At 69.9% G+C, this 24,876-nt stretch carries 22 protein-coding genes; 16 read left to right on the top strand and 6 right to left on the bottom strand.

Annotation, left to right across the window (positions count from 1 at the left end; all coding sequences use genetic code 11):
- The first annotated feature begins 192 nt into the window (after nt 1-192).
- The 5 genes from VGC13_RS24410 (at nt 193) to ychF (ending at nt 6,246) form a co-directional block, all read left to right on the top strand.
- Nucleotides 193-1,143, top strand: coding sequence for a ribose-phosphate pyrophosphokinase (locus VGC13_RS24410; RefSeq protein WP_331127921.1), 951 nt, complete (start codon nt 193-195; stop codon nt 1,141-1,143).
- Nucleotides 1,144-1,224: 81 nt separating this feature from the next.
- On the top strand, nt 1,225-1,866 hold the full coding sequence (locus VGC13_RS24415) for a 50S ribosomal protein L25 (RefSeq protein WP_331127922.1): 642 nt from the start codon (nt 1,225-1,227) through the stop codon (nt 1,864-1,866).
- Nucleotides 1,867-1,922: 56 nt separating this feature from the next.
- Nucleotides 1,923-2,495 (top strand): aminoacyl-tRNA hydrolase, encoded by a 573-nt coding sequence (gene pth / locus VGC13_RS24420; protein ID WP_331127923.1) that lies wholly within the window; start codon nt 1,923-1,925, stop codon nt 2,493-2,495.
- Nucleotides 2,496-2,698: 203 nt separating this feature from the next.
- Complete coding sequence (locus tag VGC13_RS24425; protein ID WP_331127924.1) at nt 2,699-4,858, top strand: sodium-translocating pyrophosphatase; 2,160 nt, start codon at nt 2,699-2,701, stop codon at nt 4,856-4,858.
- Nucleotides 4,859-5,145: 287 nt separating this feature from the next.
- Nucleotides 5,146-6,246 (top strand): redox-regulated ATPase YchF, encoded by a 1,101-nt coding sequence (gene ychF / locus VGC13_RS24430; RefSeq protein WP_331127925.1) that lies wholly within the window; start codon nt 5,146-5,148, stop codon nt 6,244-6,246.
- Nucleotides 6,247-6,487: 241 nt separating this feature from the next.
- Here the strand turns inward: ychF and VGC13_RS24435 are convergent, their stop codons facing one another.
- Genes VGC13_RS24435 through VGC13_RS24445 form a run of 3 tightly spaced genes read right to left on the bottom strand, consistent with a single transcriptional unit; the run spans nt 6,488 to nt 10,756 of the window.
- The gene (locus VGC13_RS24435) at nt 6,488-6,904 is read right to left on the bottom strand and encodes a response regulator (RefSeq protein ID WP_331127926.1); all 417 of its coding nucleotides are present in this window, start codon (nt 6,902-6,904) and stop codon (nt 6,488-6,490) included.
- Nucleotides 6,897-10,241 (bottom strand): PAS domain S-box protein, encoded by a 3,345-nt coding sequence (locus VGC13_RS24440; RefSeq protein ID WP_331127927.1) that lies wholly within the window; start codon nt 10,239-10,241, stop codon nt 6,897-6,899. The genes VGC13_RS24435 and VGC13_RS24440 overlap by 8 nt, the downstream gene beginning before the upstream one ends.
- 14 nt (nt 10,242-10,255) lie before the next feature.
- Complete coding sequence (locus VGC13_RS24445; protein WP_331127928.1) at nt 10,256-10,756, bottom strand: response regulator; 501 nt, start codon at nt 10,754-10,756, stop codon at nt 10,256-10,258.
- A 673-nt stretch (nt 10,757-11,429) separates the two neighbouring features.
- On the opposite strand from VGC13_RS24445, the gene VGC13_RS24450 reads away from it, so the two are divergent.
- Nucleotides 11,430-12,611, top strand: a complete 1,182-nt coding sequence (locus VGC13_RS24450; protein ID WP_331127929.1) for a S8 family peptidase — start codon at nt 11,430-11,432, stop codon at nt 12,609-12,611.
- A 120-nt stretch (nt 12,612-12,731) separates the two neighbouring features.
- On the opposite strand, the gene VGC13_RS24455 is transcribed toward VGC13_RS24450, so the two are convergent.
- Nucleotides 12,732-14,633, bottom strand: coding sequence for a hypothetical protein (locus VGC13_RS24455; RefSeq protein ID WP_331127930.1), 1,902 nt, complete (start codon nt 14,631-14,633; stop codon nt 12,732-12,734).
- Between the two features lie 571 nt (nt 14,634-15,204).
- On the opposite strand from VGC13_RS24455, the gene VGC13_RS24460 reads away from it, so the two are divergent.
- A complete protein-coding gene (locus tag VGC13_RS24460; protein WP_331127931.1) occupies nt 15,205-15,414 on the top strand; it encodes a hypothetical protein in 210 nt (69 codons plus the stop codon).
- A gap of 146 nt (nt 15,415-15,560) precedes the next feature.
- Nucleotides 15,561-16,961: a M20/M25/M40 family metallo-hydrolase gene (locus tag VGC13_RS24465; protein ID WP_331127932.1), complete on the top strand. Its 1,401-nt coding sequence runs from the start codon at nt 15,561-15,563 to the stop codon at nt 16,959-16,961.
- 94 nt (nt 16,962-17,055) lie between these two features.
- On the opposite strand, the gene VGC13_RS24470 is transcribed toward VGC13_RS24465, so the two are convergent.
- Entirely contained in the window at nt 17,056-17,532 is a 477-nt protein-coding gene (locus tag VGC13_RS24470) for a hypothetical protein (protein ID WP_331127933.1), read from the bottom strand.
- Nucleotides 17,529-18,173, bottom strand: coding sequence for a nucleotidyltransferase domain-containing protein (locus VGC13_RS24475; protein ID WP_331127934.1), 645 nt, complete (start codon nt 18,171-18,173; stop codon nt 17,529-17,531). Before VGC13_RS24475 ends, VGC13_RS24470 begins: the two co-directional genes overlap by 4 nt.
- A gap of 120 nt (nt 18,174-18,293) precedes the next feature.
- On the opposite strand from VGC13_RS24475, the gene tesB reads away from it, so the two are divergent.
- From tesB to VGC13_RS24515, 8 genes are all read left to right on the top strand, one after another.
- Nucleotides 18,294-19,175: an acyl-CoA thioesterase II gene (tesB, locus tag VGC13_RS24480; protein WP_331127935.1), complete on the top strand. Its 882-nt coding sequence runs from the start codon at nt 18,294-18,296 to the stop codon at nt 19,173-19,175.
- Between the two features lie 215 nt (nt 19,176-19,390).
- On the top strand, nt 19,391-19,750 hold the full coding sequence (rpsF, locus tag VGC13_RS24485; protein ID WP_331127936.1) for a 30S ribosomal protein S6: 360 nt from the start codon (nt 19,391-19,393) through the stop codon (nt 19,748-19,750).
- Nucleotides 19,751-19,752: 2 nt separating this feature from the next.
- Nucleotides 19,753-19,974 carry a 30S ribosomal protein S18 gene (gene rpsR, locus VGC13_RS24490; protein WP_331127937.1) on the top strand — a complete coding sequence of 74 codons (222 nt, stop codon included), beginning with the start codon at nt 19,753-19,755 and terminating at the stop codon, nt 19,972-19,974.
- A 22-nt stretch (nt 19,975-19,996) separates the two neighbouring features.
- Nucleotides 19,997-20,443: a 50S ribosomal protein L9 gene (gene rplI, locus VGC13_RS24495; protein ID WP_331127938.1), complete on the top strand. Its 447-nt coding sequence runs from the start codon at nt 19,997-19,999 to the stop codon at nt 20,441-20,443.
- A gap of 184 nt (nt 20,444-20,627) precedes the next feature.
- Nucleotides 20,628-21,020 carry a ribosome silencing factor gene (rsfS, locus tag VGC13_RS24500; protein ID WP_331127939.1) on the top strand — a complete coding sequence of 131 codons (393 nt, stop codon included), beginning with the start codon at nt 20,628-20,630 and terminating at the stop codon, nt 21,018-21,020.
- 235 nt (nt 21,021-21,255) lie between these two features.
- Complete coding sequence (locus VGC13_RS24505) at nt 21,256-23,121, top strand: gamma-glutamyltransferase family protein (protein ID WP_331127940.1); 1,866 nt, start codon at nt 21,256-21,258, stop codon at nt 23,119-23,121.
- A 155-nt stretch (nt 23,122-23,276) separates the two neighbouring features.
- Entirely contained in the window at nt 23,277-23,909 is a 633-nt protein-coding gene (locus VGC13_RS24510; RefSeq protein ID WP_331127941.1) for a hypothetical protein, read from the top strand.
- An 11-nt stretch (nt 23,910-23,920) separates the two neighbouring features.
- A complete protein-coding gene (locus tag VGC13_RS24515) occupies nt 23,921-24,418 on the top strand; it encodes an MOSC domain-containing protein (protein ID WP_331127942.1) in 498 nt (165 codons plus the stop codon).
- The last annotated feature ends 458 nt before the right edge of the window (nt 24,419-24,876 follow it).

Below are 24,876 nucleotides of genomic sequence, written 5' to 3' on the forward strand. Positions count from 1 at the left end.
TTCCATCGTACGGAATCACCGCGCTCCATCGTTCGAAAACACCTCGATCCATCGACCGGAGGCACGGCAGGGGCGCTCGTCGAAAGACGCGGCGCCCCTGCGGCGCATCTCCCCCTCCCCATTGACGGTCCCCGGCGGGGCGTCCTATTCTAACCGTCTCGTTTCCGAAACCTCGAACCTGACGCCGCGCACATGCCGGATCCGTTCGCGAGCGGTGGACCCATGCTGCTGGCCGGCACGGCCAACCGTCCGCTCGCCCAGGAGATCGCCCGCTATCTGGACTATCCGCTGGGCGAAGTGACCATCAAGAAGTTCTCCGACGGCGAGATCTTCGTCCGCATCGACGAGAACGTCCGCGGACGCGACCTGTTCATCATCCAGAGCACCACCGCGCCCGGCGACAACATCATCGAGCTGCTGCTGCTGATCGATGCCGCCCGCCGCGCCTCGGCCGCCCGCATCCACGCGGTGGTCCCCTACTTCGGCTACGCGCGGCAGGACCGCAAGGACCAGCCCCGCGTGGCCATCGGCGCCAAGCTGATGGCCAACATGATCCACTCGGCCGGCGCCGACCGGCTGCTGTCGGTGGACTTTCACCAGCACCAGATCCAGGGCTTCTTCGACATCCCCGTCGACCACCTGTACGCGTCGCCCGTCTTTACGCGCTACTTCCGCGAAAAGCGGCTCACCAACCTGGTGGTGATCTCGCCGGACGTGGGATCGGCCAAGATGGCGCGCGGGTTCGCCAAGCGGCTCGACGCGACGATGGGGATCATCGACAAGCGCCGCCCGCAGGCCAACGTGGCCGAGGTGATGAACGTGATCGGCGAGGTGGAGGGCAAGGACTGCCTGCTCAGCGACGACATGATCGACACGGCGGGGACCATGGCCGAGGCGGCGCACGCGCTCAAGGCGCTGGGCGCTCAGGACATCTACGCCTGCGCCACCCACGCCCTGCTTTCGGGCCCCGCGGTGGAGCGGCTGTCGAAGGCGCCGTTCAAGGAGATCGTGGTTACCGACACGGTGCCGGTGCCGCAGGAAAAGCGCTTTCCCGGGCTGACGGTGATCTCCGTCGGCGAGCTGCTTGGGCGCGCGATTCGCTACACGCACAGCAACGAGTCGGTAAGCTCGCTGTTCGAGTAGGTTCGATGTGATTTGACGCGGAGCGGGACTGCCGGTGGCCGGATGGCCAGCGGGGCCGCTCCCGCAGACTGGAGGTACATGATGGCTTCATCCGCAACGCTCAAGGCCACGCTTCGCCAGAATTCGGGCAAGGGCGTCGCGCGCAAGCTGCGCGCGACCGGCCAGGTGCCCGGTGTCCTGTATGGCCACGGCGAGACGGCCCGCCCGCTCGCGGTGAACGCGCACGAGCTGGGGCTGCTGATCGCCTCGGTGAACGTGGAGAACACCCTGGTGCGCCTGGACATCGAGGGCGAGGGGCTGCAGGACGTGCTGCTGCGCGACGTGCAGATGCACCCGTACAAGCCCGAGGCGCTGCACGTGGACTTCTTTCACGTGAACGCGCGCGAGACGCTGCACGTAAAGATCCCGGTGCGGCTGACGGGCACGCCCGTGGGCGTGCACACCGACGGCGGCATCCTGGACCACGTGCTGTACGACCTGGACGTGGAGTGCCTGCCGGGCAACATCCCCGACGGGGTGGAGATCGACGTGAGCAACCTGGGGCTGGGCGAGTCGGTGCGCGTGGGTGACGTGCCGGCGGTCGAGGGCGTGCGCTTCCTGCAGGACGCCGAGCTGCCCATCGCGTCGGTCGTGGCGTCGGCCGCCGCGGAGTCGGCGCTGGACGCCGAGGAGACCCCCGCGGAGCCCGAGGTGCTGAAGGCCCGCAAGGGCGACGAGGACTGATCGGCGGGGTGCTGGAGCGCCTTCGGGCGCTCCTCTCCGCATCGCGAGAGGACGACGTGGCCGGGGCCAAAGTCATCGTGGGGCTGGGAAACCCCGGCCGCGAGTACGAAAACACGCGGCACAACGCCGGGTGGTGGTTCCTGGACGCCCTGGCGCAAAGCTGGGGCATCCCCAGGTTCCGGGCGGAAAAAGCCCAGGCCAACGCCACCACCCGCGTGGAGCCGTTCCAGGTGCGGCTCATCAAGCCGCTGACGTACATGAACCGCAGCGGCGGCGTGCTGGTGCCGCTGAAGCGGATGAACGCGCTGGACCTTACGAAGGACCTGCTGGTGGTGGTGGACGACGTCGCGCTGGAGCCGGGCCGGGTGCGCTTTCGCCCCAGCGGCAGTGCCGGCGGCCACAACGGCCTCAAGTCCATCGAGCAGACGCTGGGCACCAAGGACTACCCGCGGCTGCGCCTGGGCGTGGGCGCAAAGCCCCCGGCCATGGACCTGGCCGACTGGGTGCTGGGCGCCATGCCCCGGTCCGACCGCAAGCTGCTGGAAGAACGCTTTCCCGACCTGATCCGCGGCGTGGAGGTCTGGATGCGCGACGGCATCGAGGCCGCGATGGATGCCTGCAACAACTGAAAAGTGCGTGAGTGCGGAAGTGCGTGAGTGCGTGAGTTTGCCCATCGCGCACGCCTGCTCCGCGGATATCCGGAAAGGATTGCGCCTTCGCGAACTACCGCACTGACGCACTCCCGCACTCACGCACTTTCTTTTCGTCTTCCGCCGCCGGACCCTCCCTTCCGGCGCGGTCATCCGGCCCACTCCCTGCCGTGGACGCCGCCGTGGACCTGACCATCCTTACCGACTGGCTGTGGACCCTGGGCCTGCTGGGGCTCGGCGTCACCTTCTTCATCTGGGACCGGCTGCGCAAGCTGCCGCCCGGCAACGAGGTGATGCGCGGGCTTGCCGCCCAGATCCAGTCCGGCGCGCTGGCCTTTGCCCGGCGCGTCGGCATCGTGCTGGGCGTGTTCGTCGTGGCGGCGGCCGCGCTGCTGTTCGTGGCGGCGGGGGCCCGGACGGCGGCGGCGTTCGCCGGCGGCGCGCTGTGCGCCATGGCGGCGGCGTTCAGCGGGCTGTTCGCGGCGGTGCGCGCCAACGTGCGCACGGCCGAGGCGGCGCGCTACCCCGGCCTCCCCGCGGCGCTGCGGACGGGCTTCTCGGGCGGCGCGGTGGCGGGGCTGGCGGTGGCGTCGCTGGCCGTGCTGGGCGCGGGGCTCCTGTTCCTGCTGGGCATCCGCCAGCCGGGCGTGTACGAGGAGATCCGCTTTCGCGAGTTCGCCGAGATCGTCAGCGGCTTTGCCATGGGGGCCAGCAGCATCGCCCTCTTTGCCCGCGTGGGCGGCGGCATCTTCAGCAAGGCCGCGGACATGGGCGCGGACCTGGTGGGCAAGGTGGAGAGCGGCATCCCCGAGGACGATGCGCGCAACCCGGCCACCATCGCCGACCTGGTGGGCGACTGCGCGGGCGACAGCGCGGGGATGGGCGCCGACCTCTTCGAAAGCTGCATCGCCGCCGTCATCGCCACCATCGCGGTGGGGATGACGGAGGCCACGCTGGGCGGATACGAGAACCGCATCGCCGCCGTCTCGCTGCCCCTGTTCGCCATCACGGTGGGGCTGATCGCCTCCATCGCGGGCGTATTCCTGCTCAACTACCTGAAGCCGGAGAAGCCCGCGCAGGCGCTGCGGACGGTGCAGCTGGCCGCCGCGGCGATCTTCCTGCTGGGGATGCTGGGGATCGTCTTTGCGCTGGGCTTCGACATGGCGGACGAGACCACGGGGCGCGTGTACGGCTACCTGGGGCCCTTCTGGGCGCTGCTGGCCGGCTCGCTGGCGGGCGTGGCGGTGGGCGCGCTGACGGCGGCGTTCACCGGCCCGGCGGCGGCGCGGCGCATCGCCGACGCGTCGGCGGCGGGGCCGGCGGCCAACGTGCTGGCGGGGATCTCGGCCGGGCTGCAGTCCTCCGTGCCGGCGGTGCTGGTGGTGTGCGGGGCCGTGGGCGTGGCGTATGCCACCTCCGGCCTGTACGGCATCGCGCTTTCGGCCGTGGGGATGCTGGCGACGGTGGGGATCACCATGGCGGTGCACGCCTTTGGCCCCATCGCCGACAACGCGGGCGGCATCGTGCAGCTGGGGCACCTGGGGCCCGACGCGCGCCGCATCACCGACGAGCTGCACACGGCGGGCAAGGAGTCCGGCTCGGTCATCACCGCCTTTTCCATCTGCTCGGCGGCGCTCACGGCCATCGCGCTGTACGCGGCCTACGCGTCGTGGGTGGGGCTCGAGGGGATCAACCTGGTGGATCCCGTGGTGGTGATCGGGTTCCTGATCGGCGGCGCCATTCCGTTCGCCGTGGCCGCGCTCACCATCACCTCGGTGACCAAGGCGGCGGGGGCGGTGATCGCGGAGGTGCGGCGGCAGTTCTCGGCCAACCCCGGCATCATGGAGGGCACGGTGGCGCCCGACTCCGCCGCCACGGTGGACGTGGCCACGCGCCACGCGCTGCGCGAGATGATTGCCCCGGGCGTGCTGGCGGTGGCGGCGCCGGTGGTGGTGGGCGCGGGGCTGGGGGTCGAGGCGCTGGGCGGCATGCTGGCGGGCGCCACGGTGACGGGCGTGCTGCTGGCGCTGTTCATGGCCAACGCGGGCAGCGCGTGGGACATGGCCCGGCAGCAGATCGAGACGGGCCTGGTCGGCAGCGGCCGAGGCCGCGGCTCCGAAGCGCACGCCGCGGCGGTGGTGGGCGACAGCATCGGCGACCCGTTCAAGGACACGGCCGGGCCGTCGATGAACATCCTGATCAAGCTGATGAGCCTGGTTTCGCTGGCCCTGGTCCCCTGGCTGCTGAGCCTGCCCATCAACCGCGGCGCCGGCACCCGCGACGCGCTGGAGCCGGAGAGCATGGAGGCGCTGCTCCAGGTAGTCACAGCGCTCTTTGGCTGACGGGCGTATCGCAACGAGACGAACGGAGGCTCCCATGCATCGCGGGAGCCTTTTCGTTGCTGCCTGGCTTGGTAAAACAGAAGTTGGGGTACAGAGGAACAGAGTCAGACAGAGGAACTCGCTTTCTCTGTCTGACTCTGTTCCTCTGTACGATCATTCTTTTTCAGGATCTGGCAAGGGCGGGTTGACTGCATCCGCCTGCAGATGTACGTTTTCCGCACGGCCGGGCCCCGGATGGGTGCCCGGCCCGTTCGTTTGTGGATGATACTGGAATCCGGTCGATCGATATGCTGAAGCTTGGGATCGTGGGACTGCCCAACGTGGGCAAGTCCACGCTGTTCAACGCGCTGACCGCGGCGGGCGCGGACGCGGCCAACTACCCGTTCTGCACCGTGGAGCCCAACGTGGGCATGGTCGAGGTGCCGGACCCGCGCGTGGACCTGCTCGCCGAAAAGGTGCAGCCGCAGCGGGTGCTGCGCGCCACCGTGCAGTTCGTCGACATCGCCGGGCTGGTGAAGGGCGCCTCGGAGGGCGAGGGGCTGGGCAACCAGTTCCTCGCCAACATCCGCGAGACCGACGCCGTGGTGCACGTGGTGCGCTGCTTCGACGACCCCGACGTGGTGCACGTGATGGGCGACGTTGACCCGGTGCGTGATCGCGAGGTCATCAACCTGGAGCTGGCGCTGGCGGACCTGGCCGTGGTCGAGAAGCGGCTGGAGAAGGCCCGCAAGGCGGCGCGCGGCAACGACCGCGAGGCGCTGGCGGAGCTGGGGCTGCTGGAGCGGCTGGTGGCCACACTGGACCAGGGGCAGCCCGCCCGCGTGGTGGAGGCCAGTGACGACGAGTCGCGCATCATGCGCTCGTACAACCTGCTGACCTCCAAGCCGGTGGTCTACCTGGCCAACGTGGCCGAGGACGACCTTCCCGAGGGCGACAACGCGCACGTTCGCGCGCTGCGCCAGGCGGTGCAGGAAAGCGGCGAGCACGCCGAGGTCATCCCCATCAGCAGCAAGATCGAAAGCGAGCTGGCGGAGCTTCCGGATGAAGAGCGGCAGGAGTTCCTGTCGTCGCTGGGACTGGCGGAGCCCGGCCTGCACACGCTGATCCGCGGCGGCTACCGGCTGCTGGGGCTGCAGGTGTACTTTACCGCCGGCGAAAAGGAAGTTCGCGCCTGGGAGATCCCCATCGGCGCCAAGGCGCCCGAGGCGGCGGGCGTCATCCACAGCGACTTCGAGCGCGGCTTCATCCGCGCCGAGACGGTGGCCTTCGCCGACTTCGAGAAGCTGGGCTCCGTCAAGGCCGCCCGCGAGCAGGGGCTGATGCGCTCCGAGGGCAAGGAGTACGTCGTCAAGGACGGCGACATCCTGCTCTTCCGCTTCAACGTCTGAACGCGGCCCGCAACCACGACGGAAAGGCGCGCCCCGCACCTGGGGCGCGCCTTTTCCCGTTCCGGCAAAGACCTGTCTCATCCCAGGTCCTGAAAAAAGAATGGTCGTACAGAGGAACAGAGTCAGACAGAGAAAGCGAGCTGAAATATCATCTTGGCTTACTCTGTCTGACTCTGTTCCTCTGTACCCCTGAAGGTGTTGTTTTCCCGGATTCGGTACGCGCCCGCGGCCCGGGGTCACGTCACGGCATCTCCACGAGCGCCCAGTACTTGTTGAGCGACGCCATGGTCTCGCAGAAGTTCGCGAAGGTGACGGGCTTGAGCATGTAGCCCGCCACGTGGAGGTTGTACGCCTCGACCTTGTCGCGCTCGGCGTCGGAGGTGGTGAGCACCACCACCACCGTGGGGCTCAGCTCGGGGTCGGCGCGCAGCTCCCGCAGGAACTCGATTCCGTTCATCCGCGGCATGTTCAGGTCCAGCAGCACCAGCCGCCGCGACCGGGGCATCTCGTCGCCCCGCAGCATCTCCAGCGCCTCGAGGCCGTTGCCCGCCACGTACAGCGGGTTGGTGATGTTCCCCTTCTTGAACGCGCGCCGGATGTTCTTCACGTCCAGCTCGTCGTCCTCCACCAGCAGGATGTTGAAAAGCCTGTCATTCATGCCCGGAGCCCTCCTCGGTTGACCGGGGCCACAGGAAGCGGAACGTGCTTCCCGCCCCCACTTCCGATTCCACCCACACGCGCCCGCCGCGGCTCTCCACCAGCTTTCGGACGATGGAAAGGCCGATGCCGGTGCCCTCGACCTTGTCGCGCGCCTCCAGCGTCTGGAAGATCCCGAAGATGCGCTCGTGGTACTCGGGCGCGATCCCGGGGCCGTTGTCGCGCACGGCGAACTCCCACTGGTCGCCCGCCTCGCGCGCGGAAACCTGCACCAGCGGGGCGCCGCCGCCGGCGTACTTGACCGCGTTGCCGATCAGGTTCATGAACACCTGCTGCAGGGGAAGCCGCTCCGTCCACAGCGCGGGCATCCCTTCGTCCACCTGTACCCGGACGCTCTCCGGGGGCGCGATCAGGTCCACCACCTCGTGCACCAGCTCGCCCGCGTCCACCCGCACGGGCCGCTGCCGCACCCGCCCCGCGCGCGAGTACTGCAGCACGCCGTCGATCAGCCCCTCCATGCGGTGCACCCGCCCCTGCAGCAGCTCCAGGTGCTCCTGCACCTCGCCGCTGGCCGCGTCGCCCAGGTCCTCGGTGATCCAGGTGGCCAGGTTGGCGATGCCGCGCAGCGGGGCCTTGAGGTCGTGGCTGGCCACGTACGCGAACTGGTCCAGCTCCTGGTTGCTGGCCTCCAGCGCGCGCGCCGCCCGCGCCAGCTGCTCGGCCTTTTCTTCCACCTCGCGCCGCGCGCGCACCTGGGCCGTCACGTCGACGGCATGCACCAGCACGTCGCGCCCCTGCGGCCCCTCGCCCGCCAGCGGCCGCCAGACCAGGTTCCAGTAGCTGTCCTCCAGCACCCCGCTGCCGAAGCGCTCCAGGGGCACGTTGACCTCGGGGTCCACGAACGGCTCGCCGGTCTCGTACACCCGGTCCAGCAGCTCGAAGAGCCCCGTCCCGGCGAACTCCGGAAAGACCTCGCGAAAGGGCCGGCCCACCGCGCCGGGCTTGCCCACCGTCTGCTCCCAGGTGGGGTTCACCATGGTGATGACGTGCTCCGGGCCGGTGTACAGCGCCATCACGGCCGGCGCCTCGGTAAAGATCTGCTGCAGCCGCGCCCGCCCGGTCTCCATCTCCCGCAGCAGCCGCTCGCGCTCGGCCTCGGCCTGCTGGCGCCCGGTCACGTCCTGCACCGTCCCCAGAAAGCGCACGCCGCGGCGCTGCTCTCCCTGGCCCTCGAAGTACACCCGCCCCGCGGCGCGCACCCAGCGCAGCTCCTGCCCCGGAAGCGCCACGCGGTACACGCTGGCGAAGTCGCCGGTGCCGGCCGGGTCCAGCGCCACCTCCACCTCGCGGTTCACCCGCTCCAGGTCGCCGGGGTGCACCCGCTCGCGAAAGGCGTCCATGGTGATGGCGCCCTCGCCGGGCATTCCGAAGATCCGCCGCGTGCGGACGTCCCAGCTGAGCTCGTCGCCGGCCAGGTCCCAGTCGAAGATCCCCAGCTCGGCGGCGTCGAGCGCCAGGCGAAGCCGCTCTTCCAGCTGCTCCACGCTGCGCCGCGCGCGCACCTGCCCGGTCACGTCGATGGTGTGGCTGAGCAGGGCTTCCACGTTTCCGTCGGCGTCGCGCAGCGGCTGCAGGACCAGGTTGTAGTAGCCCTCCTCCATCACCCCCGTGCCGTCGCGGTCCACGGCGGCCGGCACCTCTTCCAGCGACAGCGGCTCGCCGCCGTGGTACGCCGTGTCCAGCATCTCCCGGAACCCCTGGCTGGCCAGCTCGGGAAACACCTGCAGCGCGGGCCTCCCCAGCACCTCGCGCCCCCCCGCGCTGGCCAGGTAGCGCGGGTTGGCGAACTCGAAGACGTACTCCGGCCCCCGCACCACCGCGATCTGCGCCGGGGCCTCGGTCAGGATGGTGCGCAGGCGCGCGCGCTCGGCCTCCAGCTCGCGGATCAGCCGCTCGCGCTCTTCCCGGCCCCGCCGCTCGGCGTCGATGTCGTCGATGACGGCCAGGCCGCCGGTAAGCGCCCCCGCGGCGTCGCGGATGGGGACGCCGGTGATCTGCACCCAGGCGCGGGTGCCGTCGCCCCGCTGGTACAGGTACTCGTCGGGTCCGGCGGCGCGGCCCGTGGCCAGCACCCGGGCCAGCGGGTACTCGTGCGCCTGCACCTGCCGCCCGTCGGGGTGAAAGCCCACCCAGGCGGCGTACTCCTCCACGCGTTCCGAACGAAGGGCCGGATGGCGGAAGATCTCTTCCACGCGCCGGTTGCCCAGCACGATGCGCCCCGAGGGCGCCTCGGCGATGACGATGCCCACCGGCGCGTGCTCGATGATGGCCGCCAGGTGCGCCCGCTCGCGGGCAAGGCTCTCGTTGGTCTCCTGCAGCTCCTCGTTGGAAAGCTCCAGCTCCACCTGCACCTCTTCCATCCGCCCGGCCTGCAGCTGCAGCTCTTCCTTCTGCGCCTCGATCTCGACCGCCTGCTCTTCGAGCCGGCGCTGCGACTCCACCTGCTCGGTGACGTCGACGCCGTGGGCCAGGATCCCCGAAACCGAGCCGTCCGCCTCGACCAGCGGCTGGTAGACGAAGTTCAGGAAGCGCTCTTCGGGGGCCGCGCCGGGGGTGCGCTCCAGCAGGATGCGCATTCCGTTGCCCACGAAGGGCTCGCCGCTGCGGTACACCTGGTCCAGCAGCGCCACGAACCCCTGCTCCGCGGCTTCGGGAAGCGCCTCGCGCACGGGGCGGCCCAGGATGTCGCGGTGGCCCACGAGCTGGGCGTAGACGGGGTTGGCCATCTCGAACACGTGGTCCGGCCCGCGCACCGTGGCGATGAACGCCGGCGCCTGCTGAAAGACGGTGGCGAGCCGGGCCCGCTCCATCCGCAGCTCATCGAGCAGCCGCTCGCGCTCGGCCTGCTCGTGCCGCTCGCGCGTGATGTCGCGCGCCTCGATGATGGTGCCCACCGTGCGGCCGCCGTCGCGGATGGGGCTGGCGGTAAAGGCCACGGGGTAGAAGTGGCCGTCCTTGTGCACGAACACCTCTTCGCCCTGCTCGCGCATGTTCTGCGGGAACGCGCGGTCGATGGGGCACTCCTCCAGCGGATACGGGCGGCCGTCGGGGTAGGTGTGGTGCACGTAGTAGTGCAGCGCGCGCCCCTGCAGCTCGGCCAGGCTGAAGCCGGTCATCTGTTCGGCCGCGCGGTTCATGTACGTGCACCGCTGGTGCTCGTCCATGATGAACAGGGCCAGGGTGGCGTTCTGCGCCACCGTCTCCAGCTGCCGCCGGTAGTGCGCCGCGTCGTCCAGGGGGCCGCCCACGCCGGCCGGTGCGCTGGAGCTGTCGGTCACGTCGTCCTCAAAAGTCACGGGTTGGGGCGCGGTGCGGCGTCCGGGCCGCCCTCGCCGGCGGGAATCGCGCGCCGCAGCGCCTGCAGCAGCCGGGCGGGGGTAAGGTCCGACTTGTCGATGTAGTCCGCCGCGCCCGACTCGGCGAGCTGCGCGGCGATCTGGTCGTCCTGCTGGCCGGTAAGCATGACCACGGGCACGGAGATGCCGGCCGCCCGCACCCCCCGCAGGAACGTCAGGCCGTCGCCGTCCGGGAGGTTGTAGTCCAGGAACACGCAGTCGAAGCGCTCGGCGGTCAGCAGGTCGATGGCCGCGAGCACCGCGTCGGCCTCGCGGAACTCGTGCACCCCCGCGGCCTCGGCCAGCGCGCGCCGCAGCGCCAGCCGGTCCACCCGGTCGTCGTCCACCACCAGCACGCGGATCGTGCGCGCGGCCGGCTCGCGCCGCGCGCTCCCCTCCGCCGCCTTCCGCCGTCCGCGCGCACCGCCGCCCTGCCCCGCGCCGTACACCTTTTCCATCTCTGCCTGATCACGAGAACCGCCCGGCACCGCCTGCCGTGTAGCACGTACACCCATGTTCCCCTCGCATCCTGCTCCGCCCGGATTCTCCGCCGGCCCCGCCACGCCGCCCGCTGGCGATGCCGCCCCCAGGCAAGCTCCGTGCACCCGCAGGGCACGACCCGGGCCGCGCGCCTCCCGCTGCTCCAAGGTTTGCACAATTTTCACCCGGAGTCGGCATCACCGCGCCCGGCCGACTGCGCTACGGGGCGGTGCAGGGGCCGCCGGAACCCATCCACGTCACCCGCCGGCCATGAATGCGGGGAGTGCGTCGTCGAGGACGGCGACGCCCCGCGCTTCCGCTTCAACGTCCGGGCGCGGCGTCCAACCGGCGGAAAGACACGCCCCGCAGCCCGTGGCGCGCCCTTTTCACTTTCCGTGAAAACACGCGTGGTGCTCACAGCACCGTTCCGGTGCGCCGCGCGGACGCTTTGCACCGGTTCACACCGGCGTTCCCATGGGCCAAAAATCGCAAATCTTTCCAACCCAACGGGTTGGCCGAAAAGTACCGGCTGGCCCTGGTTGTGCCTCCCCTGCTCCGCACATCGCGACGTTTTGTGCCACGGCCCGGCGAACGCCGCGGTTCGCCCCACGCCTGTGGCGGCGCGCTTTCCCACCCCCCTGGAGGACGCACATGAAGCTCCGCAACACCCCCCTGCTCCTGGGCGCGTTTGCGCTCGCCGCCTGCTCGGACCAGACCGCCCCCACGGCCTCGGTGCAGGGCGAAGGCGCGCCGGTGCACTACGCCGCGAGCGGACGCGCCATCGAGGGCGCGTACATCGTGGTGCTGAACGAAGGGGCCGATCCCCGCTCGGTGGCCGCGGTGGCCGGCGTGCAGCCGGGCCACGTGTACACGGCCGCGCTCAACGGCTTTTCCGCCTCGCTGAACGCGGGCCAGCTGAACGCGCTTCGCCACAACCCGGCCGTGGCGTACGTCGAGCAGGACCAGGTGGCCGAAGTCGCCGCCACCCAGTCGGGCGCCACTTGGGGCATCGACCGCATCGACCAGCGCGCGCGGCCGCTCTCGGGCACCTACACCTACACGGCGACGGCAAGCAACATCTACGCGTACGTTATCGACACGGGCGTGCGCGCCACGCACAGCGAGTTCCGCAACCCCGACAACACCACCCGCGCGCAGAACGTCTACAACGCCACCGGCGACGGCCAGGCGGCGGACTGCAACGGGCACGGCACGCACGTGGCCGGCACGGTGGGCGGCAAGACCTACGGCGTCGCCAAGGCGGTGCGCATCCGCGCGGTCAAGGTGTTCACCTGCAGCGGCGGCAGCGCCAACAGCACCATCATCGCGGGCGTGGACTGGGTGACCGCCAACCACGTCAAGCCGGCCGTGGCCAACCTGTCGCTGGGCGGCGGCGCCAGCCAGGCGACGGACGACGCGGTGAACCGCCTGTCGAACGCGGGCGTGTTCGTGGCCGTGGCCGCCGGCAACGAGAACGTGGATGCCTGCACCCGCTCGCCGGCCCGCGCCAGCACGGTGACCACCGTGGCGTCGTCCACCAGCACCGACGCCAAGTCGTCGTTCAGCAACTGGGGAAGCTGCGTGGAACTGTACGCCCCGGGCAGCAGCATCACCAGCGCGTGGTACCAGACCGACACCCAGACCAGCACCATCAGCGGCACCTCGATGGCATCGCCGCACGTGGCGGGCGTAGGCGCGCTGTACAAGGCCACCTACGGCGACCAGTCGTACTCCACCGTGCGCAACTGGATCGTCACCAACGCCACGGCCAACGTGATCACCGGCAACCCGACCGGCACGCCCAACCGCCTGCTGTTCAAGTCGACGCTGTAATCCGGCCCGGCGGAGGTTCGCCGGAAGTACGCCGGTACGAGAGAAAGATGAAGACGGGGCCGTCCGCGCGAATGCGGACGGCCCCGTCTGCCATCTGAGGAAGTGTTTCCCTCCCCGCCGTCACGGACCCGCGGGTGCTGCCGCACGCGGCGCCGGGGCGGCCGCGGCGCCGCTCCGCGCGCCGAAGAACTTGCCGGCCGTCGCCACGACCAGGTCCAGGGCGGTCTTCACGCCGAAGCCCCACAGGATGGCGCCCACATAGTCCGCCGGCGTGCCGAAGAACTGCTTATCGAAGTAGAACTGCTTGAGCCCGCTCAGGACGGCCAGGCCCGTCGCGAGAGCGAGAAAGGTCCAGTCCCACGCCTTGATCCGCTCCCGCCACCGGCGCGGCTTCCGGAACCGGTCGAGCTCCGCGTCCGCTTCCGGTTCCAGGGCCTTCGCCTCGGCTTCCCGGGCTTTTGCCTCGGCTTCGCGGGCCGCCCTTCGCGATTTCTCCGCCTGCCGGTCCACCGCGTCGAATCCCGCGCCCTGGAGCTCATCCCGGCCCTCCAGCCCGGTCACCAGATGGTGGCCGAGCCGGGCCAGCTGCCGCTGCACGTCACCCATCTCGGCTTCGGTCTGGCGGGCCTGAAGCGCCGCGGGGCTCTCGGACCGCCACACCTCCCACCACGCCTCGCCCAGCTTTTCCTCGATGGGCCGCAGCGTTTCGGTCCCCAGCGGTTCGGGCATCCTGCCGCGCAGCACCGCGATCTCGTCGAGCGCCTCCCCCGCGGTGCGGTTGAGCGCGACGACCTGCTCCAGCGCGCCCGGTGCTTCGTCCAGGCGGGCCGACAGCTCGGCGGCCTTGTCCAGCGGCAGCCTGCGGGCAGCGATCAGCGAGCGCGCCCACGGCAGCATCGCGGGCGCATCGAGGCGCACGCCGTCGTAGGTGGGGGGCTGGCGCGCACCCGCCAGCGCGCCCTCGGCGTCCAGCAGCGCCTGGCGCACGCGCGAGAGCTTCGCCGACAGCCCCGACCACGCGGCCAGCGACGCTTCGGCGGCCCGCAACTGGCCGACCGCCTCCACGTACCCGGGCTGCTGCTCGACTTCCTTGAACGCGGCGGAGCCCAGGGCGTTCACGGACCGCAGCGCGTCGGCCAAGCGCAGGCGCACGCCGCTGGTCTCCGGCGTCAGTCCGTCGGCCACGGCGAGCGCGTGCAGCCGCTCGTCCAGCTCGCCCCAGCGTGCGCGGAACTCCCAGATCGCCCGCCGTGCGCTGGTGTAGTGCGACAGCCACATGCCCGTGAGCACCCCCGCGATCAGCGTCACCACCAGCCATCCCACCCAGTGCCGCGCGTGCAGGGTAAGATCAACGGAGGCGGCCCCAACCCGCAGGGGGCCACGGTAGGTGCCCGGCCCGTCAAGTCCATCCACCCGCAGCGCACGCGCGCCCCCCGCACCGTCACGCGCGGCGACCCGGACGCTGGCTATGCCGTTGTAGCTGTCGTCCGCCTTGCGCAGAAGCTCGCCGGGCTCGCCCGAATCCCCGTCGAGCGGCAGCGACGGCTGGTGGCAGCCCGGCATCACCTTCACGCATCCCAGCGTGGTGGTAGTCGTCCAGCTGGCCAGGGGCGCCTTTGCCGCCGGCCGCGCGATCTGCACCACACGCGTGATCACGCCCGAGTCCGTGGCCACCGTCACGTACCCGGTGCCCTCGATGCCCTGGCGCCCCGGGTCCGTCAGCACCAGCTGCAGCGTGGCGACCGCACCGGGATCCATCCTCGTGGCCCCTAGCGTCGCCCGCACCGCCGGCGCCACGGCGCCCACGAAGTAGAACCGCGCATCGCCAACGCCTACCCCCGTGCGGAGCGGGTTCTGGACGCCGAGCGTGATCGTGGCCTTCCCGCCGGGGGGCAGCGCGACGGCCACCGGTGTCGTGTCGGTGAACTGCACCCCGCGCGTCTGTGCGCCGGACGCGGGGTGGACCAGGAGGCTGGCGGCCAGGACGGCGGCGCTCAGATGGTGGGACAGGCGGAAGTCCATGATGGAAAGCGTTGCAAGGAATAAAGGTCTACTGGGCCGGGAATTCGCCTCACCGTCGTTCGGATCAGATGGTCGCGCCTGCCGGATTTCTCTCCGGCCGGACTCCATCTGCTCATCCATCATGGCCGGCGCTGACACGGCATCCGGGGTAGGTCAGCCGCCCTGTGGCCGGACGACCGCGACGGATGTCGCGCGTTGAGCATGGCTGCGGCGTGGGGCGGACTGCCACGAAGCGCCGGCAGTCAGCGGGATGGCCGTGAACTGCCAAGCTCAACGTGCGTTGACAGATGCGCAAAGTGCGGAAATGCTCGTCCGCCGCGCACGGATCAGCAGATCATGAAAGAAACGGAAGGGGACAGGTTGCAGGGACAGGGCGCAGCCTGCCCGGACCCGCGGAAACGCCTGCATCCACGCGAACGGGCCGGGCTTTCTCGCATCCGCGAGGGAAGGAGCGAGGGGATCGGGCGTGTCTTTTGCGCCGTGGAAACTGCAAATCGCGGAACGCGTGAGCCGGTGGGCCGCCATTCGGCGTTGCTGGTTCTCCCCACCCACCCCAGCCCCGGAGAAGTCCATGCGGAAGCTTGCTCTTCACCTCGATGCGCTGCTCGTCGAATCGTTCGAGCTCGGCGGCTTGGCCGGCACGCACGGCACCGTGCACGGCCACGACTCGCGCATCACCGAATGGTGCAACTCGCGCAGCTGCCCGTACGGGTGCACGATCCTGGAAGCCGACGTCCCGGCGCCGCTCGCCGCCGCCGAGCCGCGGCATTCGGCGGAGTAGCGCCCGCGACAGGATCGGCTCCACGTGCAGAGGCCCGCGTCGCGGCGAACGGACGCGGGCCTCCGCGTTCGCGGCGAAATCTACCCGGCGCGCGGGCGGCGGCTTATCTTCGCGGACCCACCCCACTCCCCGATCCAGGAACGCCGATGATGCGCAGGCTTCTCCTTCTGATTCCGCTGATCCTCATCGCCGCGCCCACGCGGGCCCAGTCCGCGCGCCCGGTGGACTGGAATGCGCTGCGGGACGAGGCGGTGCAGGTGCTGTCGGACTACATCCGCGTCAACACCACCAACCCGCCGGGGAACGAAAAGGCGGGCGCGGAGTTCCTGGCGGCCATCCTGCGCCGCGAGGGAATCGAGGCGCAGGTCCTGGACGAGGAGGTGCTGGGCGCCGGGCGCGCCAACCTGTACGCCCGGCTGCGGGGGGACGGGTCCAAGCGGGCGATCGCCCTCGTCCACCACATGGACGTGGTGCCGGCGTCGGCGCAGCACTGGACGGTGGACCCGCTGAGCGGGCTGGTGCGCGACGGGTACGTGTGGGGGCGCGGCGCCATCGACATGAAGGGCGACGGCGTGGCGCACCTGCTGGCGATGATCGCCCTCAAGCGCAGCGGCGTGCGGCTTACGCGCGACATCGTCTACATCGCCAACGCGGACGAGGAGCTGGGCTCCACGGGCGCGGTGGCGTTCGTGGACCGGCACCCGGAGCTGCTGCGCGACGTGGAGTACCTGATCACCGAGGGCGGCGACATCCCCATCCAGGACGGCCGGCTGCAGTTCTACGGCGTGGGCGTGGCGGAAAAGCGCACCTTCTGGCAGCGGCTGCGCGTCACCGGCACGCCCAGCCACGCGTCCCGGCCCACGCGCGAGAACCCGGTGCCGCGGCTGGTGGCCGCGCTCGCCCGCATCGCCGAGTACCAGACGCCGCTGGAGGTTACGCCGGGGGTGGACAAGTACTTCCGCGACATCTCGCGCAACTACGAGGGGCAGCAGCGCGCCTGGCTGGCGGACGTGCGCGGCGCCCTGGCGAACCCGGCCGCGCGGGAATGGATCCTGTCGGACGTGTACTGGAACGCCATCCTGCGCAACACCATCTCGCTCACCGTGGTCAACGGCAGCAGCAAGACCAACGTGATCCCCGCCGAGGCGGTGGCCGAGATCGACATCCGGCTGCTCCCCAGCGCCGATCCCGACACCGTGCTGGCGCGGCTCAAGACCATCGCGGCGGACAGCGGGATCACCTGGACCACGATCATGGCGCCCAAGACGCCGCTGGAGAACCCGGTGGACACGGACCTGTTCCGCGCCATCGAGCGCGCCGCGCGGGAGCGCGATCCCGGCGCGCTGGTTACCACGCCCATGTTCACCGCCGCCAGCGACCGCCCCACCTACCGCAGGCTGGGCATCGTCACCTACGGCCTGGACCCGTTCCGCGTAGAGAACGCCGAGCACCAGAAGATGATGCACGGCAACGACGAGCGAATCAGCATCGAGAACCTGGGCTGGGGCACCCGCTTCATCTACGACATCCTGCTGTACGCGCAGTAAGCGGGCAGACGAAGGTACGAAGGTACGGAACAGCAGACGGGGCCGTCCGCAGTGCGCGGACGGCCCCGTTTGGCGTTTCGTGTTTTTTCTGCAGTCAGAATACGGGCTGCCGGAGCCGTTCGGAGACGGACGGACGAACAGCGATGATCTCGGCGCGGCAGGCTGGGATGCCCACTCGAAGGGCATCCAGTGCGCGCGCGAGCAGAGTCTCCATCTCGGCTTCATCATGCTCCGGTTCGTAGACCGCCTGATGCCTCGTCAAACGAAGTGCGTCGAACCGCTGGCCGCACTGGCGCAGGGTGGAATTCAGCTTCTGGAGGGCGTGAAAGGTCATGTAGTGATTGCTGGTGCCACGGACCCTCAGGTCATGGGCAGCAAGCACCGCCAGCGCCGCCTGAAGCGCAGCCGTGTACGCCATCACGTACCTGCCGTCCACAGACAGCCCGGCCGCCCGAGCGTCGGCGAGGGACGCCATCGCCTTGGCCCAGTATCCAGCAACCTGTTCGTCATCGAACGATTCCCGGATCAGACTGCGGTCATGCACCAGTCGTTCAATATCCGCGTTGCTCACACCGCACCTCCCGTCACAGGCTCCAGCACGGCAACGTCGCCGATCAGCCAATCCTTTGGGCCAGCGAGCACGGAACGCAGAAACCCGCCACCACGCCGTTGCTGGAGCTTCTGGCGCGTGTAGCGGGTGACGTTGACCTCGTGCCCGAGCAGCACCGCTGCTTCCGATGTTCCCGCGACCAGCGCGAGTTCCGGCTCCAGTTCGTTCAGCCGTTCACCCAGAGCGAACACGTCGATGTCGCTCTTTTCGTCCATCTCGCCACGCGCGCACGAGCCGTAGATGAAGGCGGCCTCCAGTCCCGGGACCTCCGACAGCGCCACCCGCAGAAGCTCCGCGGGCCCGGCGAACTGGCGCACCATCTCGCGCAGCACGGACCAGCGCGGATGGTCCGCCACCGCCCGGTAGCGGACCAGGCGCCCGTCCCGCTCGCGCCGCACCAGCCCCAGCGCTTCCAGCCGCGCCATCTCGTGCTGCAGCGACTGGCTCGACACCCCGGTCACCCGCTGCAGCGCGCGAAAGTGGAGCGCCGCGTCGGGATGCAGCACAAAGTAGATCACCACGGCCGCAAGCGCCCGCGACGCAAGGACGGTCGCCAGCGTATCCTCCTGCCGGCGCGGCGAAGTCGGTTGGATGATGCTCATGCACTAAAATGTAGTGCACAGACGCCCGACGGGCAACGACGATCATCGGTTGAGATTGCGGCTCGCGACCGCGAGATTGCCGTCCGCGGGCGGGAATTCCAACGGTGACGACGGAGCACGATGAGCGACGAGAACGGCGCGGGGCAGCCGCTGGACCTGCTGCTGCGCCTGCTGGACCTGGAGCGGCTGGAGCTGAACCTGTTTCGCGGGCAGAACCGCGACATCGGCTCGGGGCGGGTGTTCGGGGGGCAGGTGCTGGCGCAGGCGCTGGTGGCGGCGGGGCGCACGGTAGAGGGGCGGCAGGCGCACTCGCTGCACGGCTACTTCATGCTGCCCGGCGACGTGCGGACGCCCATCGTCTACCAGGTGGACCGCATTCGCGACGGGCGCAGCTTTACCACGCGGCGGGTGCTGGCCATCCAGGAGGGGCGCGAGATCTTTTCGATGCTCTGCTCCTTTCACCTGGAGGAGCCCGGCATCGAGCACGGCGCGCCGCTGCCGGACGTGCCGCGGCCCGAGGCGCTGCCGCGCGAGCTGGACCTGGTGCGCGCGATGGCCGAGCGCATCCCCGAGCGGCTGCGCGAGGTGTACACGCAGGACCGTCCCATCGACTTTCGTCCCGTGGCGCCGGTGGACCCGTTTGCCCCCGAGGCGCGGGAGCCGGCCAAGCACGTCTGGTTTCGCGCCGAGGGGGCCATGCCCGACGAGCCCATCGCCCACCAAGCCGTGCTGGCCTACGCGTCGGACTACGGGCTGCTGGGCACGGCGCTGCTGCCGCACGGCCTGTCGTTCCTCATGCGCCGCGTGCAGGCCGCCAGCCTGGACCACGCCGTGTGGTTTCACCGCGGCTTTCGCGTGGACGACTGGCTTCTCTACTCCACCGACGCCCCCGCCGCGTCCGGCGCGCGCGGCTTTACCCGCGGCTCCATCTTTACCCGCGACGGCGCCCTGGTCGCCAGCACCGCGCAGGAGGGCCTGCTGCGGCTGACCGCCAAGCCCTGAAAGATCGCCTCGCGCAGAGGCGGGAGATCAGGGGAGAGAAACGGGAAGATCGGTTCTCTCCGCGCCCCCGCGTCTCTGGGTAATGCTCTTCCCGGGTTGCAGGATGGACGCCGTTCCGCTATTATCCTTAGCTCCCCCGGAAACGGGGGAGTGTTGTTTTCATCCTGCTCCGTGCGCACCGGCGCGGGGCCTCATGTCCAAAGGACAAGGTGACCTTGAGGGACTACGAGATCGTGTACATCTTCGCCCCTTCGCTCGAAGAGGCGCAGGTGACCGAGAAGCTGGACCGCTACCACGGGCTGCTTACGGGCACCAACGGCGGTGAGATCACGGCGACGGACCACTGGGGCCGCCGCCAGCTTGCGTACGCGGTGGAGCGCCAGAGCAGCGGCTACTACGTGGTCGAGCACTTCCGCGCACCGGGCGAGGCGCTGCCGGAGTTCGAGCGCGCGCTCAAGCTGGACGACGACGTTCTGCGCTACCTGGTGGTGGTCAACGAGGGCGACCTGCCCACGACGCCCGTTCCGCCGGTGGAGAAGCGCGAAGACGAGTCCGACGAAGAGGGGGATAGCTGATTATGCGCGGAGGACGCAAGACCTGCCCGATGTGCGAGGGCGCGGTACGGAACGTGGACTACAAGGACGAGAAGACGCTCGGCCGCTTCATCACCGAGCGTGGCAAGATCCTGCCCCGGCGCATCAGCGGCATGTGCGCCCGGCACCAGCGGCAGGTGGGCACCGCCATCAAGCGCGGCCGCTACCTGGCCCTGCTGCCGTACGTGGCCGGCCAAGAGACCTGATCCCAAGCGAGGAGAAACCATCATGCACGTCATCCTCAGGGACCGTCTCGAAAACCTGGGCAACGCAGGCGACGTGGTCGACGTCAAGGACGGGTACGCCCGCAACTACCTCATCCCCAAGGGGCTGGCGTACGAGGCGACCCAGAGCAACGTTCGCCGCATCGAGGCCGAGCGTGCCGCCCAGGGCCGCCGCGACGCCGAGACCGTGAGCCAGGCGCGCCAGCAGGCCGGCGCGCTGGAGAACGTGTCGCTTACCTTCCACGCCCGCGCGGGCCAGGAAGGCAAGCTGTTCGGCTCCATCACCAGCGGCGACATCGCCGACAAGCTGGCGGAGCAGGGCATCACCATCGAGCGCCGCCAGATCGAGCTCGAAGAGCCCATCAAGGCGCTGGGCGTCACCAGCGTGCCCATTCGCCTGCACCCGCAGGTGCGCCCCGAGATCAAGGTGTGGGTCATCGCCGAGGAGTAGCTCTCCGGCGGGCTCCATTCCTGGTTTGATTGAGCGAGGGGCGGCCTTCCGGTGTGAAGGCCGCCCCTTCGCGTTCTTTGCTGGGTGCCGGGGCTTCGGCACCCGACTTGCCGCCGTGTGCGGTGCGCCGCAAGTTGCGGCGGCCGCATCTTTTTCGTCTGGACGGACTTTGGGACAGGACCGGATGACCGATACTTCCGCTACTTCCGCCGCACCCGCGGTCAAGAGCCTGCCGCAGGACGTGGCCCGCGCCGTGGAGCTGATGCACGACCGCAAGGCCAAGGACGTGGTGCTGATGGACCTGCGCAACATCAGCAGCGCCACGGACTTCTTTCTCATCGCCAGCGGCACCAGCGACACGCACGTGTCCTCCATCGCCGACAACGTGGTGGACGGGCTCAAGCAGGAGGGCCACCGGCCGCTGAACGTGGAGGGCGAGCGTGGGGGGCGGTGGATCCTGGTGGACTACTTCACCTTCGTCGTCCACGTATTCCACCCCGCCGCGCGCGAGTTCTACCAGCTGGAGCGGCTGTGGGGCGACGCGCCCATCCACAAGATGGAGCCCGAGGGGGCGTGATTTCCGTTCCGCTTTTTCCGCTTGGCAGGGGAACGGCGCAACGGCTTTTGCCTCACACAGAGTCAGCAGAGTCAACAGAGTAGAATTTTCCCTCTGCTGACTCTGTTGACTCTGTGTGAGGCCATTCTTTTTCAGGACCTGCGACAACGTCGGATGGGGCTGGAACGCGCCGGGCGGGGGTGGTAGAATCCCCTGCCCTTCCGTGCTGATCCATCCCGCTCACCGCCCGGTGCCCATGATCCGCCCAATCGCCCGCGCCCTCGGCTTCGCGTCCGCCGTTTTGGCCCTGTGCTGGACCGCGGCCGCGCAGGCGCAGCAGACCGCCAAGCCCGTGCTGCACGGCCGGCACTGGATGGCGATCACCGGCAAGCCGCTGGCGGCCACGGCGGGCGCCATCACCTTTCACAAGGGCGGCAACGCGGTCGACGCCGCCTGCGCCATGCTGGCCGCCACCAGCACCATGTGGGACGTGCTGAGCTGGGGCGGCGAGACGCAGGCGCTCATCTTCAATCCCAACACGGGGCGGGTGATCGGCATCAACGCCCTGGGCGCGGCGCCCACGGGGGCCACGCCGGAGTTCTACCGCGCGCGGGGGATGCCGTATCCGCCGGAGTACGGGCCACTGGCCGCCGTCACCCCGGGCACGCCGGGCGGGCTGATGGTGATGCTGGCGGAGTACGGAACGATGTCACTGGCGGAGGTGCTGGCGCCCGCCATCCAGATGGCGGACGGCTACCCCATCGAGGCGCAGACCGCCAACAGCATCGAGCGCAACCGCGACCGGCTGCGCGAGTGGCCATACTCCAGTAGCGTGATGCTTCCCCACCGCGGAGAGGCGCGCGAGGCGCCCGCCGCGGGCGAGATCTTCCGGCAGCCGGACCTGGCCCGCACGCTGCGCATGCTGGTGGAGGCCGAGGCGCAGGCACTGGCGGCCGGCCGCTCGCGCCGCGACGCCATCCTGGCCGCCTACGACCGCTTCTACCGCGGCGACATCGCCCGCGAGTTCGTGCGCGGCGTGCGGGAGCAGGGCGGGCTGATCACCCTGGAGGACCTGGCCAGCTGGCAGGTGCGCATCGAGGAGCCGGTCTCCACGGACTACAAGGGGGTCCAGGTCTACAAGCTCACCCACTGGACGCAGGGGCCGGCGCTGCTGCAGTCGCTGAACATCCTGGAGAACTTCGACCTCAAGGCGATGGGCTACAACAGCGCGCGGTACGTCCACACGCTGTACCAGACCATGAGCCTGGCCTTCGCCGACCGCGACTTCTACTACGGCGACCCGTACTTTCCGCCCGAGGAGCCCATCCGCGGCCTGCTGTCCAAGGACTACGCGCGGGAACGGGCCCGGCTGATCGATCCGGAGCGCAACGATCCCGGCATCCTTCCGGGCGACCCGTACCCGTTCCAGGGCGGCACCAACCCGTTCACCGCCTACCTGCGCGACTGGAACCGGCGCGGCGCGTCCGACAGCGTCTCGGCCCCGCCGCGCGCGTCGCTGCCGTTCGAGGAGAGCTTTTACCTGGGCACCACCTCGGTGCAGGCGGCGGACGCGGAGGGGTGGGTGGTCAGCATTACCCCCAGCGGCGGATGGGTCCCGGCGGTGATCGCGGGGCGCACCGGCGTGGGCCTGAGCCAGCGGCTGCAGAGCTTCGTCACCGACCCGGCGGAGGGGCCGTTCAACGTGCTGCGCCCCGGCCAGCGCCCGCGCGTTACGCTCACCCCGACGATGGCGCTGAAGGACGGCAAGCCGTTTCTCTCCTTTGCCGTGCAGGGCGGCGACTCGCAGGACCAGAACCTGTTGCAGTTCTTTCTGAACGTGGTGGAGTTCGGGATGAACGTGCAGCAGGCGACCGAGGCGCCCAACGTCAACAGCTTCCAGATGCGCTCCAGCTTTGGCGGGCACGAGATCCGCCCCGGCCGCATCCTGCTGGCGGAGTCGATGCCCGACTGGACACGCGCGGAGCTGCGGCGGATGGGCTACGAGCTGACCTTCGAGGAGCGCACCTCCGGCCCCATCAACGCCATCTTCTTCGACCGCGAGCACGGCACCTTCTGGGGCGGCAGCAGCCACCACGGCGAGGACTACGGGATCGCGTGGTAGACTGGGAGAGCGCGACGAAAAGGCCGCGGGAAGCATCCCCCGCTCGATCTGTTCCAACCTGTTGCGGCACGGTGGGTTGGACGCGAAACACCGGCGCGGATCTGGTGTAGGAGCGCGCATTCCGCGACCCCTTTTCCGAGTTCTGGAGCTCTCCCGTGAAGAAGGTTCTCCTGGCCGCCGTCCTCGCTGTGCTTCCGCTGCCGCTCGCGGCACAGTCCCGCATTGCCCTGGGCGTGGGTGGCGGCGTTACGCAGACGGACGATCTTTCGGGCGGCGCCCGCCATGCGCAGGTCAGCGCCCACCTGGTGACGCTGATGGACGGCGTCTCGCTGCGCGGCGAGGCGCTGTACCAGCGGGGCACCGTCAGCGGCTCTCCGTTCAGCTGCCGGCTGGCACGCCAGCAGTACTGCACCGGCCGCTCGGACCAGAACCGGCTGGTGGGCGCCGGGGTGTACACGCGCCTGGACCTTGCCTCCCGCGGGCGCATGACCGCGTACCTCACGCCGGCGGGGCTGGGCCTGTACCACCGCACCACGCGCAGCAGCGAGTGGGAAGGCCCCACCAACCTCTGCATCGACACCGGCACGGCGGGCCTGTGCGCCGACAACCCGGAGTGGACCCAGTTCACCTCGACCACCTCGCGGCTGGCGCCCGGCTGGAGCACCGGCGGCGGCGTGGAACTGGCGGTGGGCCGCGGCCGCGCGTTCGCCGAGGTGCGTGCGCACGGGCTGCTGGAAGGCGAGGGGATGGCCGGCGCCCTGCCGTTCACACTGGGCTTCAGCTTCTGACCGAACGAGGCATGGGCGAGCTTGCGGCGATCTGGATCAAGCGGGCCAAGCGGGGCAAGATGGACCCCGCGCAGTCCGCCACGCTGGTGGCGGGGCGCGGGCTGGTGGGCAACGCCGACCAGGGGCGCCGCCGCCAGGTGACGCTCATCGAGGAAGAGGTGTGGCGGGCGCTGATGGACCGCCTGGACGCCGACGCCCCGCCCACGGCCCGGCGGGCGAACCTGATGGTGCGCGGGATCTCGCTGCGGAGCTCGCGCGGGCGCGTGCTGCGCATTGGCGGGTGCCGCGTGCGGGTGCGCGGCGAGACCATGCCCTGCGAGCGGATGGACGAAGCGGTCCCCGGGCTGCAGGCCGCCATGCGCGAGGATCCCTGGTCCGGCGGCGCCTTTGCCGAGGTGCTGGACGACGGCGAGATCCGCGTCGGCGACCCTGTCGCGTGGCTGGACGACGATCCGGACACGCTCCCTGGCCAGACTCGCACCTCGAAAGCAAGGAGCCTGGCGCCCTGATCCGAACTCCGGCAACAGAATCGTCTCATACCAAATCCGCGGAAACACCTGTCATTCTGAGGGAGCGCCTGCCCCGAACTGTCGGAAGAACAGCGGAGCCAGTTGGCGCGACCGAAGAATCTCCCGCCCCTCGCGCGGAACCTTCTCCCGGGCATAGCCCGGGAAGACCGCGTGACGGAGAGACCTTCCGCTTCGGGATAAAGATTCTTCGGTCGGCGCCACAATCCCGAGCGTGAAGAGAGGACGGGGCGGCGCCTCCCTCAGGATGACAGTTTTGCCGGACCTGGCATGAAACGGATGATCGGCGGATGCGGAGTGCTCGCGTCCGCCGATTCCGTTTACTTTCCGGAGATCTCGCCGCGTGTGCGCCTGATGCGCAACATCTTGTCGCGCGTCCATTTACGTGCAGCGAAAGAGGCACGGGGATTGCCTCGGTTGACGGCCCAACTTTCACCCAA

Source organism: Longimicrobium sp., from assembly GCF_036399255.1.
GTDB lineage: Bacteria > Gemmatimonadota > Gemmatimonadetes > Longimicrobiales > Longimicrobiaceae > Longimicrobium.